At 72.3% G+C, this 16,611-nt stretch carries 17 protein-coding genes; 9 read left to right on the forward strand and 8 right to left on the reverse strand.

Annotation, left to right across the window (positions count from 1 at the left end):
* Nucleotides 1-18 precede the first annotated feature (18 nt).
* The 3 genes from OG711_RS00455 to OG711_RS00465 form a co-directional block, all read right to left on the reverse strand.
* Complete coding sequence (locus OG711_RS00455) at nt 19-642, reverse strand: maleylpyruvate isomerase family mycothiol-dependent enzyme (RefSeq protein WP_329557995.1); 624 nt, start codon at nt 640-642, stop codon at nt 19-21.
* A 174-nt stretch (nt 643-816) separates the two neighbouring features.
* Entirely contained in the window at nt 817-1,968 is a 1,152-nt protein-coding gene (locus tag OG711_RS00460) for a sensor histidine kinase (RefSeq protein WP_073792622.1), read from the reverse strand.
* On the reverse strand, nt 1,965-2,627 hold the full coding sequence (locus OG711_RS00465) for a response regulator transcription factor (protein ID WP_073792621.1): 663 nt from the start codon (nt 2,625-2,627) through the stop codon (nt 1,965-1,967). The genes OG711_RS00460 and OG711_RS00465 overlap by 4 nt, the downstream gene beginning before the upstream one ends.
* A 172-nt stretch (nt 2,628-2,799) precedes the next feature.
* Between OG711_RS00465 and OG711_RS00470 the strand changes: the two genes are divergently transcribed.
* The 3 genes from OG711_RS00470 to OG711_RS00480 are packed head-to-tail and all read left to right on the forward strand — an operon-like array spanning nt 2,800 to nt 6,019.
* Complete coding sequence (locus tag OG711_RS00470; protein ID WP_073792620.1) at nt 2,800-3,735, forward strand: ATP-binding cassette domain-containing protein; 936 nt, start codon at nt 2,800-2,802, stop codon at nt 3,733-3,735.
* The gene (locus OG711_RS00475) at nt 3,732-5,264 is read left to right on the forward strand and encodes a DUF1349 domain-containing protein (RefSeq protein ID WP_329557996.1); all 1,533 of its coding nucleotides are present in this window, start codon (nt 3,732-3,734) and stop codon (nt 5,262-5,264) included. Before OG711_RS00470 ends, OG711_RS00475 begins: the two co-directional genes overlap by 4 nt.
* A complete protein-coding gene (locus tag OG711_RS00480) occupies nt 5,261-6,019 on the forward strand; it encodes an ABC transporter permease subunit (protein ID WP_329557997.1) in 759 nt (252 codons plus the stop codon). Before OG711_RS00475 ends, OG711_RS00480 begins: the two co-directional genes overlap by 4 nt.
* A gap of 256 nt (nt 6,020-6,275) precedes the next feature.
* Here OG711_RS00480 and OG711_RS00485 read toward each other — a convergent pair whose 3' ends face one another.
* Together OG711_RS00485 and OG711_RS00490 are read right to left on the reverse strand one after the other, a co-directional pair.
* The gene (locus OG711_RS00485) at nt 6,276-6,920 is read right to left on the reverse strand and encodes a dihydrofolate reductase family protein (RefSeq protein WP_329557998.1); all 645 of its coding nucleotides are present in this window, start codon (nt 6,918-6,920) and stop codon (nt 6,276-6,278) included.
* A 265-nt stretch (nt 6,921-7,185) separates the two neighbouring features.
* A complete protein-coding gene (locus tag OG711_RS00490) occupies nt 7,186-7,464 on the reverse strand; it encodes a hypothetical protein (RefSeq protein WP_073792617.1) in 279 nt (92 codons plus the stop codon).
* Between the two features lie 160 nt (nt 7,465-7,624).
* On the opposite strand from OG711_RS00490, the gene OG711_RS00495 reads away from it, so the two are divergent.
* The 6 genes from OG711_RS00495 (at nt 7,625) to OG711_RS00520 (ending at nt 12,974) form a co-directional block, all read left to right on the forward strand.
* Nucleotides 7,625-8,059 (forward strand): SRPBCC domain-containing protein, encoded by a 435-nt coding sequence (locus OG711_RS00495; protein ID WP_202535576.1) that lies wholly within the window; start codon nt 7,625-7,627, stop codon nt 8,057-8,059.
* A complete protein-coding gene (locus OG711_RS00500; RefSeq protein ID WP_073792615.1) occupies nt 8,046-8,414 on the forward strand; it encodes an ArsR/SmtB family transcription factor in 369 nt (122 codons plus the stop codon). Before OG711_RS00495 ends, OG711_RS00500 begins: the two co-directional genes overlap by 14 nt.
* Nucleotides 8,401-8,784 carry a VOC family protein gene (locus OG711_RS00505; RefSeq protein WP_329557999.1) on the forward strand — a complete coding sequence of 128 codons (384 nt, stop codon included), beginning with the start codon at nt 8,401-8,403 and terminating at the stop codon, nt 8,782-8,784. Before OG711_RS00500 ends, OG711_RS00505 begins: the two co-directional genes overlap by 14 nt.
* A gap of 481 nt (nt 8,785-9,265) precedes the next feature.
* Entirely contained in the window at nt 9,266-11,332 is a 2,067-nt protein-coding gene (locus OG711_RS00510; RefSeq protein ID WP_266504030.1) for a M4 family metallopeptidase, read from the forward strand.
* 138 nt (nt 11,333-11,470) lie between these two features.
* Entirely contained in the window at nt 11,471-12,487 is a 1,017-nt protein-coding gene (locus OG711_RS00515; protein WP_329558000.1) for an MDR family NADP-dependent oxidoreductase, read from the forward strand.
* Between the two features lie 28 nt (nt 12,488-12,515).
* Complete coding sequence (locus OG711_RS00520) at nt 12,516-12,974, forward strand: MerR family transcriptional regulator (RefSeq protein ID WP_329558001.1); 459 nt, start codon at nt 12,516-12,518, stop codon at nt 12,972-12,974.
* A 191-nt stretch (nt 12,975-13,165) separates the two neighbouring features.
* On the opposite strand, the gene OG711_RS00525 is transcribed toward OG711_RS00520, so the two are convergent.
* The 3 genes from OG711_RS00525 to OG711_RS00535 form a co-directional block, all read right to left on the reverse strand.
* The gene (locus OG711_RS00525) at nt 13,166-14,836 is read right to left on the reverse strand and encodes an ABC-F family ATP-binding cassette domain-containing protein (protein WP_329558002.1); all 1,671 of its coding nucleotides are present in this window, start codon (nt 14,834-14,836) and stop codon (nt 13,166-13,168) included.
* 377 nt (nt 14,837-15,213) lie between these two features.
* Nucleotides 15,214-15,465: a hypothetical protein gene (locus tag OG711_RS00530; protein WP_329558003.1), complete on the reverse strand. Its 252-nt coding sequence runs from the start codon at nt 15,463-15,465 to the stop codon at nt 15,214-15,216.
* A gap of 289 nt (nt 15,466-15,754) precedes the next feature.
* Nucleotides 15,755-16,528: a helix-turn-helix transcriptional regulator gene (locus OG711_RS00535; RefSeq protein WP_073792608.1), complete on the reverse strand. Its 774-nt coding sequence runs from the start codon at nt 16,526-16,528 to the stop codon at nt 15,755-15,757.
* Nucleotides 16,529-16,611: the final 83 nt, after the last annotated feature.

Raw genomic sequence — 16,611 nt, forward strand, 5'->3', positions numbered from 1 at the left:
CCATCGGTGCGGGTTTCATCAGGCCGCCGCCAGTTCGGGGACCCCCGGTCCGTCGAGGTCGGCCAGGGCGGCCTTTCGGCCGGAGACGGCCAGCAGCAGGGAGAGCGCGGTTCCGGTGACCTCCGGGCCGTTCCCCAGCGAGAGGTCCGTGTCGGTCGCCGTCAGGTGGACGCGGTCCAGGAGTTCCTTGGCTCCGCCGAACGACGCCGGGGTGCGCAGTTGCAGACGGAGCGATCTCTCCACGGCGTCCCGCGGATACGAGCGCACCAGCCCCAGCGGCCGGCGGATGTCCTCGCCGTGGACGACCTCCTCGACAAGCCGGCTGTCGAGAGGTGCCGGAGGGGTCGATGTCCGCGCAGCGACCTGGCGAAGCCGCTCCAGCGTCTCCCGCGCCGACGTACCCCGCTCGCGCTCCACACCGCGTGCGTTCTGGAGGTCGAAGTCGAAGCGCGCCCGGACCATCCCGGCCACGAAACCCAGACGCGTGGTCCTGGCCGTGTCGATCAGATGGGCGACGACATCGTGCACGGTCCACCCCGCGCACAAGGACGGCACCTCCCACTGTGCGTCATCGAGGCCCGCGAGGTCCTGGATCAGCGCCGCGCGCTCCGTGTGCACCATCGTCCAGACTGCATTCGTCATGTTCGCTCCTTCACTCGGCCACAGTGCCGTAGTGAGGACCGATGTCCCGGCCGGAACTCACCGCTTCACGGCCACCCGGGTTCAAAAACAATGCGGCATCCCCGCGCCCCGGCTCCTCCCGGCTGCCGCAGGTGTGCGTCCAGGCCGCCGCCCCGCCCCGGCCTGAAGATGCGTTCAGGGCGTGAGCTCCGCGTGTTCCTCCCGCTGGTGCGGGGAGTGCGGGTGGGGCGGGTGTGCGAACCGTACGGTGATGGCGAGGCCGCCTTCGGGGGGTGCGCTGGTGGTGAGGGTGGCGTGGTGGGCCCGGGTGACGGCGTTGACGATGGCGAGGCCGAGGCCGTAGCCGTCGTGGCGGCTGTCGCGGTCGGGCACCAGCCTCTGGAAGGGCTGGAAAAGACGCTCCAGCTGGTCGCCGGGGACGACGGGCCCGCTGTTGGTGATCGTCAGGGCCGCCCCGGTGCCGGAGGTCCGGGTGGTGATCCGCACATGCCCGTCCGGGTGGTTGTGGCGGATCGCGTTCTCGACGAGGTTGGCGACGAGGCTCTCGACCAGTCGCGGGTCCCCGGTCGTCACCGCGGGCGTCAGGTCTTCGGCGAGATCGATGCCCTTCTCCGTCGCCCGGTCGAGGCGGGAGGTGAGCACCCGTCGGGCGATGTGGGCGAGGTCGAGGGTGTCGCGGCGGGTGACTCCGCGCTCGCTGGTCGCCAGGGCGAGCAGCGCTTGGACGAGCCGCTCCTGGTGGCCGCCGAGGGCGAGTGCGTCCTCGCAGGCCGAGCGCAGGGTCCCGGCGTCGGCGTCCGGGTCGGCGAGGGCCACTTCGAGGAGGGTACGCAGACCGGCGAGCGGGGTGCGCAGTTCGTGGGAGGCGTTGGCGACGAAGTGCCGGTGGGCGTCGAAGGAGGCTTGGAGGCGGGCGAAGAGGTCGTCGAGGATGCCGCCCAGTTCGGTCAGTTCGTCGGCGGGTTCACCGAGGCCGAGTCGCTGGTGGAGGTTTCCGGCGGAGATGGCCCGGGCGGTGGCGGTGATGGCCCGCAGCGGGGCGAGGAAGCGGCCGGCGACGAACCAGCCGGTGACGAGGGCGACGGGGACGAGGACGGCGAGGGCGACGGCGGAGCCGGTGAGGAGCTGGTGCGGTCCGATGCCGTGCCCGGTTCCGGTGATCGTGCTGGGCCCTGGACGGTGGGCGGGAACGGTCGACTGGATGCCGACCAGGGGCAGGGTGACGACGGCGAGGACCACGACCCCGGCGAGGAAGACGCCCGCGGCGTAGAAGAGGGCGAGCCGGGTCCGCAAGGACCGTCCGGGCAGGGGCCGGGGGCCGGTCATGCCGGTCCGATCCGGTAGCCGCCTTCGCGGATGGTCCGGATCACCGGCGGGTCGCCGAGTTTGGCCCGCAACCGGTGCATCGTGTGCTTGACCGCGGAGGTGAAGGGGTCGGCCGCTTCGTCCCAGACCCGTTCCAGCAGTTCCTCGGTGGGCAGGACCAGGCCGGGTGAGCCCAGCAGGCATTCCAGGAGCGCGAACTCCTTCGGGCTGAGCTCCAGACGCCGGCCGGCGCGGAACGCCGCCCTGCGGGCCGGGTCCAGGGTGATGTCCCCGCAGGAGAGGGTGGGCGGAAGCGGCGGGTTGGCCCGGCGGGCCAGGGCCCGTACGCGGGCGACCAGTTCGGCGAAGGCGAAGGGCTTGGGCAGGTAGTCGTCCGCGCCGAGACCGAGCCCGTCGACGCGGTCCTCGATCGTGTCGGCCGCGGTCAGCATCAGCACCCGGGGGTCGGAGCGGCCGGCGGCGAGCCGTCGGCATATCTCGTCCCCGTGGACGCCGGGCAGGTCGCGGTCGAGGACGACCACCTCGTAGCGGGTGACGGCCAGTCGGTCGAGGGCTGCGGTCCCGTCCAGGACGACATCGACCGCCATGCCCTCGCGCCGCAGTCCGGTTCCGATCGAGCGGGCGAGGACCTCGAAGTCCTCGACGACGAGGACCCTCACCGCCGTTCACCGCCGGTCGTCGCGCGGACGGGGCGGCCGGGTCGGGGTGTCATGCCGTCAACGATGCCAGACCCCAGGTCTCAGCCCGGTCGCGGCGGCCGCGACCGGCCCGGAACCTCGTGCCGCGTACAACCGTCGGCATGAATCCATTTCCTCTTCCGAGGTCGCCGCGATGAGCGCCCCAGGGATCGTCGTCGCCGGGCTGCGCAAGCGCTACGGGGCCACCCTGGCCCTCGACGGTATGTCCTTCGCGGTCCGTCCGGGTGTGGTGACCGGCTTCGTGGGGCCGAACGGCGCCGGGAAGTCCACCACGATGCGGGTGATCCTGGGTCTCGACGCGGTCGCCGAGGGCACCGCGCTCGTCGCGGGGAAGCCGTACCGCGACCTTCGCTTTCCGTTCCGCCACATCGGTTCGCTGCTCGACGCGGCGGCGCCGCACCCCGGGCGGAGTGCCCGTGACCACCTGCTCTGGCTGGCGCATTCGCAGGGACTGGCCGCGCGGCGGGTGGACGGGACGATCGAACAGGTCGGCCTGACCTCGGTGGCCCGGCGCGCGGCCGGGGGCTACTCGCTCGGCATGCGCCAGCGGCTCGGGATCGCCGCGGCCCTGCTCGGGGACCCGCCGGTCGTCATGCTCGACGAACCGTTCAACGGCATGGACCCCGACGGCATCATCTGGATGCGCGGCTTCCTGCGCGCGCTGGCCGCCCAAGGGCGCTCCGTCCTGGTGTCCAGCCATCTGATGGGCGAGTTGCAGGGCACCGCCGACCAGTTGGTCGCGGTCGGGCGCGGCAAGGTCATCGCCGACACCGGTGTGGCCGACCTCATCGGGGCGGCGTCCGGGAGCCGGGTCGCCGTGCGCACCTCCGCCCCGCGGGACACGATGCGGGTGCTCGCCGGGGCGGGGGCCACCGTGGCGGCCGACGGGCACGGCACGGTCACCGTCTCCGGTCTCGCCCCGGACCTCGTCGTGACGCTGCTGAATCGGGCCGCGGTGCCGTTCTCCGAGGTGTCGGCGCATCGGGCGACCCTCGAAGAGGCCTATCTGGAGCTCATGCGCGACGCGGTCGAGTTCCGCGCCGCCGCCCGGCCGGAGGGCGCACGGTGACCGCGACGACGAGTCCCCGCGCGGCCGGCCGAAGGAGCGGGCGGGGCGGATTCCTGCCGTTGCTGCGCGCGGAGTGGACGAAGTTCCGCACCGTCAGGAGCTGGGTGACCGGTATGGGGGTGGCGGCGCTGCTGATGGTGCTGGTCGCCCTGCTCGCCGGGGCGAGCAGCGATCAGAAGGGCGCGCCGCCCGTCCCGGTCGGACCGGGCGGGGAACCGGTGACCGACAGCTATTTCCTCGTGCACAAGCCGCTGACCGGGGACGGCAGTGTCACCGTCGCCGTCTCCGCGCTCAGGAGCAATGTGCCCAAGGGGCCCGGGGATCTGCGGCCCGGCGTGGTGCCGTGGGCGAAGGCCGGGCTGATCGTCAAGGAGAGCACCCGTCAGGGGTCGTCCTACGCGGCGGTGATGGTCACCGGCAAGCACGGCGTGCGGATGCAGGACGACTACGTCAACGACACGGCCGGGCCCCCCGGGCCGGTCTCCGCCGGGTCCCCCCGATGGCTGCGGCTGGACCGCTCGGGCACCGAGGTCACCGGCTACGCCTCCAGCGACGGCAGGCACTGGACCGAGGTGGGTACCGCGCGGGTGAGCGGGCTCGGATCGACCGTGCGGGTGGGGCTCTTCGTCGCCTCCCCGCCCGCCGTCGAGGGACTGGGCACGACGGGCAGTGTGTCGACGGCCGTGTTCACGGACCTCCGGCTCCGGGGGGAGCGGACCACCGGTGGTGGGTGGAGCGGTGAGCAACTGGGAGCCGGATCACCCACCTTCGCCGGATACCCGGACGACGGGTCGGGGTCGTTCACCCGGTCCGGCGGCCGGATCACGGTGACCGGCGCGGGCGACATCGCGCCCGCCGTCCGCGATTCCCTGCCGACCGGCGGCACGCTCCGGGACATCCTCACGGGCACGTTCGCCGCGCTGATCGCGGTGATCGTCGTGGGGGCGCTGTTCATCACCTCGGAGTACCGGACCCACATGATCCACCTCACCCTGGCGGCCGACCCGAGGCGTTCCCGGGTGCTGGTGGCCAAGGCGGTCGTGCTGGGAGGTGTCACCTTCGTCGCCGGACTGGCGGGAGCGCTCCTCGCGGTTCCGCTCGGGGAGCGGCTGGCCCGGGCCAACGGCGTGTACCTCTTCCCGGTGGCGTCCTCGACCGGCATACGTGTGGCGTTCGGGACCGCGGCGCTGCTCGCGGCCGCCTCGGTCCTCGCGCTCGCCCTCGGCGCAGTCCTGCGGCACAGCGCCGCCGCGGTCACCACCGCCGTCGTCGTCATCGTGGTGCCCTACCTCCTGACCGCCGTCCCGTTCATGCCCGCGGGGGTGGCGGACCAGCTGGCCAGGGTGACTCCGGCGGCGGGCTTCGCCGTCCAGCAGACACTGGTGCGGTACGAGCACGTCGCGAGTCATTACACGCCGTATCACGGCTACTATCCGCTCGCGCCCTGGGCCGGGTTGGCCGTGCCGGCCGGCTACGCGGTGGCGGGCCTGGTCGTGGCCGCCGTCCTGCTCCGCCGGAGGGACGCGTGAGGCCGGCCCTGCACGCGGAATGGACGAAGACGCGGACCGTCCCCGGCCCGCTGTGGCTGCTGATCGGTACCGTCGTGGCGACGACGGCCCTGGGCGCAGGGGCGATCTCCGTGGTCGACTGCACGGCCGACGGTTGCGGCGGCGACACGGTCAGGGTCGGTCTCATGGGGGTTCACCTCGGCCAGGCGCTGGTCGCCGTCCTGGCCGTGCTGGTCATCAGCGGCGAGTACGGATCGGGCATGATCGGCACCACCCTGACGGCGGTGCCGAGGCGAGCGACCGTCCTCGCGGCCAAGGCCGTGGTCCTCTCCGGTGTCGTGTCCGTCGGCGGGACGGCCGCCGTCCTCGGGTCGGTGCTCGCCGGGCGCCTTCTCCTGCCGGACGTCGGGGACCGGGCACTGTCCCTGTCCGACGGGCCGACGCTGCGCGCGGTCCTCGGGACGGTCCTCTACCTCGTCCTGATCGGCCTTCTGAGCCTCGGTGTCGCGACCGCGGTGCGGGACTCCGCCACCAGCGTCGGCGTCGTTCTCGGCCTGCTGTACATCGTCCCGATCGTCTCGCAGACGATCGGCGACCCGTACTGGCAGCGGCTGCTCCAGCAGATCAGCCCGACGAGCGCCGGGCTCGCCATCCAGGCCACCACCGATCTCGGCAGCCTGCCCCTGAGCCCCTGGGCCGGTCTGGGCGTCACCGCCGGGTGGGCCGCCGCCGCCCTGGTGACCGGCGGCCTGCTGCTGCGCGTACGCGACGCGTAGCCGGTGCCCCCGCGTGGCCGGTTCCCCTCGTGGCTGCGGGCGTCGGCGGTGTCCGACTCGGGCAGCCGGTCCGCCGGCCGCCGACACCCGCACTCCCCCGGGGGGCGGCGGCTCGCCCCCGCTCCGGGTCTCTCCGCCGCGGTGACCGGCGGTACGGCCCCGGCCCCGCACATGTCCGCACGTCCGCCCGGGGCACACGACTCGACGGTTCGTCTCATGGCGGCCCAGGGAGGCCGGAGCCGGTCCCGCGGGGCGGTCACTTCCTCCAGAACAGGTGGTGGGTCACCCCGCTCGGGCTGGGAACGGCCTCCAGGTGGAACCGGTCGAGCAGTTCGTCGGGGGACTCCCAGAGCCGTACCCCGGACCCGAGCTTCACCGGTGAGACCACCACATGCAGGGTGTCGACCAGGTCGGCGTCGAGGAACTGCCGGATGGTGGTGGCACCGCCGCCGAGTCGCACGTCCTTGCCCTCCGCCGCCTGCCGGGCCTGCTCCAGGACCGTGGCCGGGTCGCCGTCGGTGAAGTGGAACGTGGTGTCGGACAGGGTGAAAGAAGGACGCTTGTGGTGGGTCATGACGAACACCGGGGTACGGAACGGGGGCTCGTCACCCCACCAGCCCTGCCACTCGTGATTCTCCCAGGGTCCGCGCTGGGGGCCGAACTTGTTGCGGCCCATGATCTCGGCGCCGATGCCGCGGCCGTAGTCCCGGGTGAAATAGTCGTCCAGGCCCCGGCTCCCCCCGGGTTCGGTACGCATGGGCCAGCTCGCCGTGGCACCGGCCCAGGCGAACATCCTCTCGGGGTCGACATGCCCGAACGGCCTCTCCAGGGTCTGGTCCTCACCGGCACCGATCCCGTCGAGCGAGACATTGAAGTTCTGGACCCTCAGCAGCTGAGCCATGCGTTCCTCCTGTGGTGGACAACAACGGTGGTAGGACTCCCCCGGGCCGGAAACTCATCGCAGCTTCCGAATCTCGGCTCCCCCGCGTCCCGACCTACCAGGTTCGCGTGGAGCGGACGTGCCCCGTGGCGCCGTTTCTTCTGCGTGCTCAGGCGGGCGACGACGACCGCTGTACGACGACCGCCGCACGAACCGGTCCACCGGGCTGCCACGACCGGGACAGGGCCTGGCGCGCGGCCGGGACAGGGCGTCGGCCGGACCTCGCTCAGGGGCTGTCGGCGGTCCAGTCGAAGCGGCCCGGGTCGCCGGGCCGGGGGTCGTACAGCGCCCGGCCACCCGGGCCGAACCGGCCCAGCTCCGTGGCCAGTACGGCGCCCGCGCTGGTCTCGTCCCGCGTCCAGCCCGTGACATCCAGGAACAGCCCGTCGAGGGGGCCGCCGGTCAGTTCGACGTAGGTCCGTCCCGGCTGCGGCCCTTGACGGGGGTCGTCATGGTCGCGGCCGTACACCCGGCCGTTCAGCAGCTGCTCGTCATCGCCGTTCATACGCTCCAGGCTGCCACCCACCACTGACAACGCGACGGCGACACCGGGGCCACCGGGGGCGGGAAGTGCCGGGGCGTACCGGCGCTCGACTTGCGCGGTAGTGTCGCAACCTTTACGTTGCCATTGTGTGGCAACGCAAAGGTTGCGAAGGGAGCGGATCATGGTGAGGGACAGGATCGAGCGCGAAATGGTGCTGCGGCATCCCGTGGAACGGGTCTGGGCCGCGCTGACGACCGCCGAAGGGCTCTCCCGGTGGTTCGGCTCGGTGGCGGAGATCGACTTGAGGCCCGGCGGGCGGGCGTACTTCCGCTGGGACGACCTCGGACAGGAGTCCGTCGCCACGGTCGCGGTCGTCGAGCCTCCGCACCGGTTCGCCTTCCGGTGGGGGATCATGTTCCTGCCGGAGGACGACGCGTCACGGACGCTCGTGGAGTTCACCCTGGCGCCGGTGCCCGAGGGCACCAGACTGCGTCTCGTGGAGAGCGGGTTCGCCCAGGTCTCCGACGAAGCGGCCCGGGCCGCCCACCAGGCCAACAGCCATGGGTGGGACTCGGAGCTCGCCGAGCTGGGGGCCTACCTCGATGCGGCCGGCTGATGCGGAGGCACAGGCCGTCGCGGTGTTCGCGGCGCTGACGGATCCGACGCGACGGGCCCTGCTGGACGAGCTCGGCCGCGCGGGACCGGCGACCGTCACCGATCTGGCACGGCGGTTGCCGATCAGCCGCCAAGCCGTGGCCAAGCACCTCGGTCAGCTCGCCGAAGCGGGTCTGATCAGCTCGGGCGAACGGGTCGGCCGACGCCATCCCTACCAGCTGGAGCCCGCACCGGTGCGGGCGGCGCAGAGATGGCTGGCGATGCTCGCCGGCAACTGGGACGACCGGCTGAGCGCGCTGGAGAACGCGCTGGACACCACCGACACGAAGGAGTCACGCGACCATGGGCACACCTGAGTTCACCGCCGGTCTCAACATCGCCATGAAGATCCCCAAGGCGCAGTACGACGCCACCGTGGCCTTCTACCGCGACACCCTGGGTTTCGAGGTCGAGGAGCACGACGCGCCCGAGGCACCGACCGTCGCACGGACGCACTCGGTACGGTTCGGCCCCACCACGCTGTGGCTCGACCGGGTCGACAACTACAGCCATCCCGACCTGTGGCTTCAGCTCCACACCGATGACCTGGACGCGGCGACGCGCAAGCTGGCCGAGACGGGTGTCCATCCGTGCGACGAGGTGGAACCCCTGGTGAACACCGGCTCCCGAACCCACTGGGTCAAGAACCCGGCCGGTGTCGTCCATCTGCTCGCGGAGGCCCGCTGACCCCTGACGGCACCTGCCGCCCGCACGCGCCAGGACCCGGGTGACGTCCATGGGAAGACCGGCTGTCCGCCGCTGACGCCGCTGTTCCAGCGCGATATCGGCTCCGGGTGCCATGTGTTCGCGCCGACCGTGGCCTGTCCCCCGGTCGGCGCGTCGGCAGGACTCCGCAGGTACGAGCGGTGACCGCGCGGCGCGCCGGTACTCCGTGCCGTACACCGTCCGGCTTGAAGACCGCGGCCGACTGACGTCTTACGGACAGCTCTCCCCACAGGGGACACCCCGCCGCTGTTCGGTGTCACGCTTCTTCTGCCGTCGCACCACACGCCTCATCAGGCAGGTGGGTGCGAGGGAGGAACATCCGCGCCACGGGCCTCCGCCTGCCCAGGCGGCACCTCTGTCGCGCAGCTCAGCCCGCCCCGTACCCCCGTCGGGCGGGTCCTGTTCCGGCCGTCATCCACGGCCGCCGCAGAAGGAGTTCCGAGTGAGACGATCCCCCTTCCGGACGTTCCGGACGTCGGCATCCGCAGCGCTGATCGCGACCGGTGCCGTGCTCGCCGCAACCCTCCCGTCCGGGGCCGCGGGTGCGGCGCCCGCCGCACCCTCCGTACCCGCTCCCGTCGCGCGGGCCGGTGCGCTGCCGGTGAAGCTCAGCCCCGCCCAGCACGCCGGACTGCTGGCCGACGCCACCGCCGCGCGGGCGGCGACCGCCCGCGCGATCGGTCTGGGCGGCAAGGAGAAGCTGGTCGCGCGCAATGTGCTCAAGGACGCCGACGGCACCTTGCACACCCGCTATGAACGCACCTACGGCGGATTACCGGTCCTCGGCGGTGATCTCGTCGTCCACACCGGCCCGGCCCGCACCGCCAGGGGCACGGTCAAGGGGGTGACCCGGGCCACCGGCACCCGGATCGCCCTGCCCACCACCGTCCCCGGCCGCGGACCCGCCACCGCCACGACGTACGCACTGGCACGGGCCGGAAAGGACGGGAGCAAGGGCGCCAGGGCCGCCGGGGCTCCCCGCGCGGTGGTCTGGGCCGCCGACGGACGTCCGGTCCTCGCCTGGGAGACGGTGGTCGACGGAGTCCTGTCCGACGGAGGTCCCAGCGAACTCCATGTCATCACCGACGCCGCCGACGGCACCGAGCTCCACCGCTACGACGCGGTCAAGCGCGGCTCCGGCAACACCCAGTACAGCGGTCAGGTCCCGCTGGACTCCCTCCAGAACGGCTCCACCTACAGTCTGATCGCCACCGACCACGGAGCGCACAAGACGTTCGACATGAACCATCTGTCGGAGCGGCCCAGGGCCGTCTTCACCGATGCCGACAACGTCTGGGGCGACGGTGTGGGAACCACCCTCCAGACCCAGGCCGCGGACGCCGCCCATGGGGCCCAGGTCACCTGGGACTACTACAAGGGTGTGCACGGCCGCAACGGCCTCCGCAACGACGGTGACGGCGGATCGTCCTGGGTGAACCGCGGCGGGTTCAACGGGGCGCTGTGGCAGGACCGCTGTCAGTGCGTGTCCTACGGCGACGGCCACGGCACGACGACGTTCTACACAAGCGTCGACATCGCGGCACACGAGATGACACACGGTCTCACCGCCGAGACCGCCCGGCTGAACCTCAGCCGGGAGGCGGAGGGGCTGAACGAGGCGACCAGTGACATCTTCGCCGCCGGGGTGGAGTTCCACACCGCGAACACCACCGATGTGGGCGACTATCTCGTGGGTGAGAGGGTCAACGCCCATGGCAACGGAACCCCGCTGCGCTACATGGACCGGCCCGCCAGGGACGGCGCGTCACCCAACTACTGGTATCCCGGTCTCGGCGCGGCGTACGGCAACGTCACCCCGGGTCACGTCCGGGCGGCCCCCACCCCCGGTCCGGCCAACCACTGGTTCTATCTCGCCGCCGAAGGCAGTGGCGCCAAGACGATCAACGGTGTCGCCTACGACAGTCCCACCGCCGACGGACTCCCGGTCACGGCGATCGGCCGGGCCGCCGCCGAACGGATCTGGTACCGCGCCCTCACCGTCTACATGACGTCCAACACCGACTACGCCGGCGCCCGCACCGCCACCCTGGCCGCGGCCGCCGACCTCTACGGCGTCTCGTCGCCCACCTACACCCGCGTCATGGACGCCTGGGGAGCGGTCAACGTCGGTACCCGCTCGGGCAATCCCGCGCCCCGCCCGCCGGGCCCCGCCTTCGAGAACCTCACCGATGTCCCTATCCCCGACGCCCCGGGTGGCGGGACCTCCGGCGCACCGGCCTTCTCGTCCATCGGCGTCAGTGGGGTCACCGACCCCGCGCTCGCCCGTATCGAGGTGGACATCGTCCACGGCGGCATGCTGTACGTGGACCTCGTGGCACCGGACGGCACCGTCTACAAGCTCAAGGACATCTACGACGGAGCACCGGTCGCGGCCACCTACACCGTGGACCTCTCCCCGGAGGCGCCCAACGGCACCTGGAGGTTGCGGGTGCAGGACACCACCCCGGGAGGTGTGGGCCACATCAGCGGCTGGCGGATGACCTTCTGACCCTCGGGCCGTCGCGTACACGACTTGCACTTGACGTGCACGTCAACTCCTAGCGTCGCTGTCGTGCGGCTGTGCCCGCGCATCCGCACGACAGCGGGCCGGTGCGGCCTGCTTTCCCCGCGCCGAGGAGAGACCGACATGAACGCCGCTCCGGTTCCCGCCACCCACCGTGAGGTCCATCTGGCGGCCCGCCCCGAAGGGCCCCTCACCACGGACCACTTCAGGCTGGTCGAAGCACCCGTACCGGTCGCGGGACCGCGGCGGATACTGGTGCGCAACCGCCTCATGGGCGTCACCGCGGTGATGCGCACCCTGATGGCGGGGAACGGGGAACTGCCGATGCCCGGGTACGCGCCGGGCGCCGTCCTGTCGGGTCCCGCGGTGGGCGAAGTGATCTCCGCTCCGGAGGGCTCCCTGAAGCGCGGGGACCTGGTCGAGCACAACGCGGGATGGCGGGAGTACGCGGTTCTCGGCGAGGACGAGGCGCAGCGCCTGGACCTGGAGGCGCTGCCCGATCCCGTCGCCCATCTCTCGCAAGGCTTCGTGGCATGGCTCGCGGTGGTGCGCGGAGCGGAGATCCGGGCCGGGGACACCGTCCTCGTCACCGGCGCCGCGGGTGGTGTCGGCACGATGGCCGGTCAGTTCGCCCGGCTGCACGGCGCCGCCAGGGTCATCGGCAGCACGAGCTCCCGGCAGAAGGCCGACCGGCTGACCGACCGGCTCGGCTACGACGCGGCCGTGATCCGTTCGGCGGGACCCATCGACGACCAGTTGCGTGCGCTGGCCCCGGACGGGCTGGACGCGGTCATCGACCTGGTGGGCGGGGACCAGTTGCGTGCCGCGCTCGCGCAGGCCCGTCAGGGGGCGCGGATCGCGCTGGTGGGCAGTCTCGCCAGTCAGACGGCGGGCAGCGCCACGGCGCCGGTCGTCATCGACACCGCTCATGTCCTGAACCAGGGGATCACCCTGCGCGGTATCGCGGGCCACGCGCATCTGGACGCGCTGGGGCAGTGGACCGAGGAGTTCGGCCGAGGGCTGCGGGCGGGGACCCTCACCGTGCCTCATACGCTGGTGCACGGCATCGACCGCGCTCCGCAGGCCCTGTGCGACCTGCTCGCCGGACGCCATATCGGTGCGGTACTGATAGAGCTCTGACGACGGCCACACGGGGGGGGAAGACGGGATGCGCATAGGCGATGTGGCGGCGGCCACGGGGCTCACCACGCGTGCGGTGCGCTACTACGAGGAGCAGGGCCTGCTGTCCCCCGGGCGCACGCCCTCCGGTCACCGGACCTACACCTCGGCGGACATCAGGCGGCTGCGGACCGTCAGCGAACTGCTTCAGGCGGGTCTGACCGTCTCGGACGTCCGGAGCTTCGCCCACGTCCTGGACAGCGCGCCCCTCCGGGACCCGTCCGGGGCCGGTGAACCGGACCGCTGCGATGTCGCGGAGGTCGCTCAGCACCGCCTCGGGGAGCTCGACCAGCGCATCGCACGGCTGTCGTCGATCCGGGACGGGCTCGCCTCCCAGCTCACCAACCGTTTCGGTGACCTCTTCGCACCGGCACCGGCACCAGGTCCGGCGCCGGCGTCAGCACCGGTGTCCCGTCCCGGGAACTGCCCGGCTGCGGACGGGACGTGACCGTCCCGCTCGGGCCGGACGGGACGACGGGCCCCGCCCGGCTTGGGAGCACCTGTCGGCACTTCCGGGTGCTGGGCGGTGCAGGCGGTGCCGGTCAGTGCTCCCGTCGCAAGGCGGCGCAGGGCGCTACCGGTCAGTGCTCCCGGTGCCGCCCGGTCGTTTCACCCGCCCGACGGACCGGTCACGCCGGATCAGGCCCCCGGTACCGGGGGCTCGTCCAACTCCAGCCGCGGCCAGTCCGCGAGGTCCCGCAGGAGCTGCCGGTCGTGCGTCGCGACGACCACGGCGGCGCTCGTGCCGCGGATCGCCTCGGTCAGTTCGTCGACCAGCGCCGACGACAGATGGTTGGTCGGCTCGTCGAGCAGGATCAGTCCGGGCCGCCCGGCCAGCGCCAGCGCCAGGTCGAGGCGCCGGCGCTGCCCCTGCGACATCCGCCCGACCGGCGTGCGCATCGCGTCGGCGTCCAGCAGACCCATCGCCCTGAGCGGGACGGCATCGGCGTCACGCAGTGTCCCGCGGGCCACCAACCGCCCCATATGAAGCCCGTGCACCTCGCGGGCGGTCGGTCCGGGTTCCTGCCCTGCGGTCTCCTGGGTCACCCGGACGACCCGTGCCCCCTCCGCCGTCCGGACATGGCCGGCCGTGGGCGTGAGCGAACCGGCCAGCACCGCGAGCAGCGTGGACTTCCCGGCACCGTTGGGTCCGGTGACGAGCAGTCGGTCGCCGCCGTCGAGGACGAGGTCGACCGGACCGGCCAGCCGCCCCTGGACCGCGACGCCGAACGCCCGTAGCTGCGGAGCGCCCGGCCGGACACCGGGGTCCGGCCAGCGGAGCGCCGCCGGTGGCTCCGGTACATCGATCCGGTGCGCCTCCAGGGCGTCCTGCTGCCGCTTCAGGGCCTGCACCACGCCCGGTGCCCGGGACTGACGCTGGTGCTTGCCGGTCCCCTTGTCCGGCCGCCAGCCGGTGGAGAGCCGGTCACGGGCCTTCGACACGGCGTCCTTCAGCCGCCGGTGCTCGGCCTGCTGCTCCTCGTGGTCCTGCTCCCAGCGGTCACGCTCACGGCGTCGGGCGTCCTGCCAGCTGTCGTAGCCGCCGGCGTACAGACGCGGCTTGCCGTCGCGGGCCGGGTCGAGGTCGAGGAAGCGGTTCGCGATGTCGCGCAGCAGCGCGCGGTCGTGGCTGACGACGGCGAGCCCGCCGTCGTGCTCGCGCAGCCTGCGGGTCAGGAAGTCCAGCCCGCCCGCGTCGAGATGGTTGGTCGGCTCGTCGAGCAGCAGGATGTCGTGCCGCGCGCCGAGCAGGCACGCGAGCCGGACCCGGTAGCGCTGCCCGACCGACAGTGTCGACAGGGGGCGGTCGCGGTCGGCGCAGGCACCGAGGGCTTCGAGTGCGACATCGACGCGGCGTTCGGCGTCCCACGCGTCGAGCCGGGTGGCGGCGTCGAGTGCGGACGCGTAGCGGTCGTCGGCCGAGGGGTCGCCCTCGGTCATGGCCCGGGTCGCCTCGTCCAGGGCGGTGAGGGCCGCGAGCGAGGCGGCCAGCGCCTCGGAGGTCAGGGTGCCGACGGTCTCGCCGTCCCGTGCGGACAGTTCCTGGCGCGCCAGACCGATCGTGCCGGCCCGGTGCACGGTGCCGTTGTCGGGCGTGAGCAGTCCGGCGAGGACGTGCAGCAGGGTCGTCTTGCCACGGCCGTTCTCGCCGACGACGGCGATCCGCGACCGGGCGGAGACGGTGACGGAGACGTCGGCCAGGACCCGCCGGGACCCGCGGGTGACGGTGACGCCCTCGGCGCGGAGGTGTGCGCTGCCGTCGGCCGGGACGGAGCGGGACATGGCTTCGGGGGTGGGAGTGAGGTTCAACGGAGGCTCCGCGACTCGCAGTGGGAGCCGGGCAGCGGGAAGTGGCCGCCCGGCGGGAACCGGGACGGCGAGCGCAGATTCGAAAGGGAGAAGGCGCCGCCGTCAGCGGGCGGAGCGGACCTTCTGCGACCAGATACCTCGTGCCATGACAATCATGCTAGCAGCGCGGCTTTCCCCGCTCCTCCGGTTTTCCGGCGTGCCCGTCGGGGCCCGGCGGGCGCGTACCGCGGGGTTGCGGGCGGCGGACGGGGCGGGCGGTGCCGTCGTCCGCGGTCACTCGGACGACGACCACGATGTGTACCGGCTCCGCGACGCGTTCGGCTCTCAGCCGTCAGACGGACGCGGTCGTGGGTCGCCGGTGCGGCCAGGTCGGGCCACTACTTCCAGACATTCAGGTGGTAGGGCGGGTAGGGGTCACATCTGAACTCGGTGATGAGCCAGATGGCGACCAGGTGGTTAGCGATCCTCTCGCAATGCTCGTAGGACTGGTGCGGACCGTACGAGACCCAGTGGGCGGCCCCCGCCGCGGAAGCCGGCGGTGCGGCCTGCGCGGCCGGAGCGGCCAGCAGCCCGGTGCCCACCAGGGACACGGCCACAGTTGCGGTGGAGAGCATTCTGCGTAGGGACATGGCGATACGCACTCCTTCTTCACCCGGAGTACCGGAGACGTCACTCCGGTGACTGGCCGAAGCTTCCCGTCAGGTCTCCCCCAGGACAACGGGTAGCGCACATTCCTGTTACCCCCCGATCGGCGGGGCTCCCGGAGGGGGTACCCGGGCCGCGTGGCGTGCGCTCCTCCCGCGTCGGCTGCGGAGGCCGACTGTCCGCGTCTTCACCGAACCATGCCGAATGTGTCGATGGACGCCGACGGCCCACCGGGCATGGGCCGGTGGGCCGTCACCGCCGGTGGACCGGCGGTCAGGTCCGCCGGTCCGGGGCCACGTACTCCGTCGGGCTCATGTCGTAGAAGTCGCGGAAGGCGCGGGCGAAGCTGCTGGGGTCCTCGTATCCCACGCGCTGGGTGACCGAGACCACCGACGAGCCCGCGCGCAGCAGCCGGGCCGCGGCGTGCATACGGCTTCTGGTGCGCCACTGGCCGAACGTCAGTCCGGTCTCCGCGACGAAGGCCCGCTCCAGGCTGCGCCCGCTGGTCCGTACCGCGAGCGCCCAGTCGCGGATGCGCCGGTCGTCGCCCGGGTTGAACAGCAGGGCGCCCGCCACCGCGGCCGCTCCGGGGCTGGTGGGCAGCGGGAGGTCGTCGGAGGCCAGTGCCCGGCGTTCGAGGATGGACAGCACCTGCCGCTGGATGTTCGCGGAGGGGCGGATGATGGTGCTCTGGCTCTGGTGGAGGGCCAGGAAGTAGATCTTCTCGTCGTTGCGGATCGAGACGACCGTGATGTCGGTGAGCACGGTCGCGATCTCGTCCACCGAGATGGAGAGCGGGAACAGGACGGAGTTCGCCCGGACCTCCAGCGCGTGCCTGGTCCCCGCGGGCAGCCAGACGACCTCGCCCTCGGTGATCTCGACGGAGGTCTCCCCGCACTGCACGAGGGTGCTGCCCCTGATCTGCCAGAGCGCCATGTGTTCGTCGTCGTGGACCCGTTCGGGGATGTCGACGCCCGGTATGTGCAGCGGGAAGTCGAGTGACGAGAGGGCCGCGTGCGCTCCGGGGTCCCTTCGGCGTGGGGTCATCCGTCGGCTCCGATTGTCATCATCCGCATCGAAGTTGTCACTTTTCGCACTGGAGCCATCACATAGGTAAGGCTAACCATAGT

It is taken from the genome of Streptomyces uncialis (genome assembly GCF_036250755.1).
GTDB classification, from domain to species: Bacteria; Actinomycetota; Actinomycetes; order Streptomycetales; family Streptomycetaceae; genus Streptomyces; species Streptomyces uncialis.

Excerpts from the sequence above, each read along its gene's own strand:
- OG711_RS00485 (WP_329557998.1), bottom strand. The coding sequence starts at position 6,920 with ATGGCTCAGCTGCTGAGGGTCCAGAACTTCAATGTCTCGCTCGACGGG.
- OG711_RS00530 (WP_329558003.1), bottom strand. The coding sequence starts at position 15,465 with ATGTCCCTACGCAGAATGCTCTCCACCGCAACTGTGGCCGTGTCCCTG.
- OG711_RS00535 (WP_073792608.1), bottom strand. The coding sequence starts at position 16,528 with ATGACCCCACGCCGAAGGGACCCCGGAGCGCACGCGGCCCTCTCGTCA.
- OG711_RS00495 (WP_202535576.1), top strand. The coding sequence starts at position 7,625 with ATGGTGAGGGACAGGATCGAGCGCGAAATGGTGCTGCGGCATCCCGTG.
- OG711_RS00520 (WP_329558001.1), top strand. The coding sequence starts at position 12,516 with ATGCGCATAGGCGATGTGGCGGCGGCCACGGGGCTCACCACGCGTGCG.
- OG711_RS00470 (WP_073792620.1), top strand. The coding sequence starts at position 2,800 with ATGAGCGCCCCAGGGATCGTCGTCGCCGGGCTGCGCAAGCGCTACGGG.
- OG711_RS00500 (WP_073792615.1), top strand. The coding sequence starts at position 8,046 with ATGCGGCCGGCTGATGCGGAGGCACAGGCCGTCGCGGTGTTCGCGGCG.
- OG711_RS00490 (WP_073792617.1), bottom strand. The coding sequence starts at position 7,464 with ATGAACGGCGATGACGAGCAGCTGCTGAACGGCCGGGTGTACGGCCGC.
- OG711_RS00455 (WP_329557995.1), bottom strand. The coding sequence starts at position 642 with ATGACGAATGCAGTCTGGACGATGGTGCACACGGAGCGCGCGGCGCTG.
- OG711_RS00460 (WP_073792622.1), bottom strand. The coding sequence starts at position 1,968 with ATGACCGGCCCCCGGCCCCTGCCCGGACGGTCCTTGCGGACCCGGCTC.
- OG711_RS00505 (WP_329557999.1), top strand. The coding sequence starts at position 8,401 with ATGGGCACACCTGAGTTCACCGCCGGTCTCAACATCGCCATGAAGATC.
- OG711_RS00515 (WP_329558000.1), top strand. The coding sequence starts at position 11,471 with ATGAACGCCGCTCCGGTTCCCGCCACCCACCGTGAGGTCCATCTGGCG.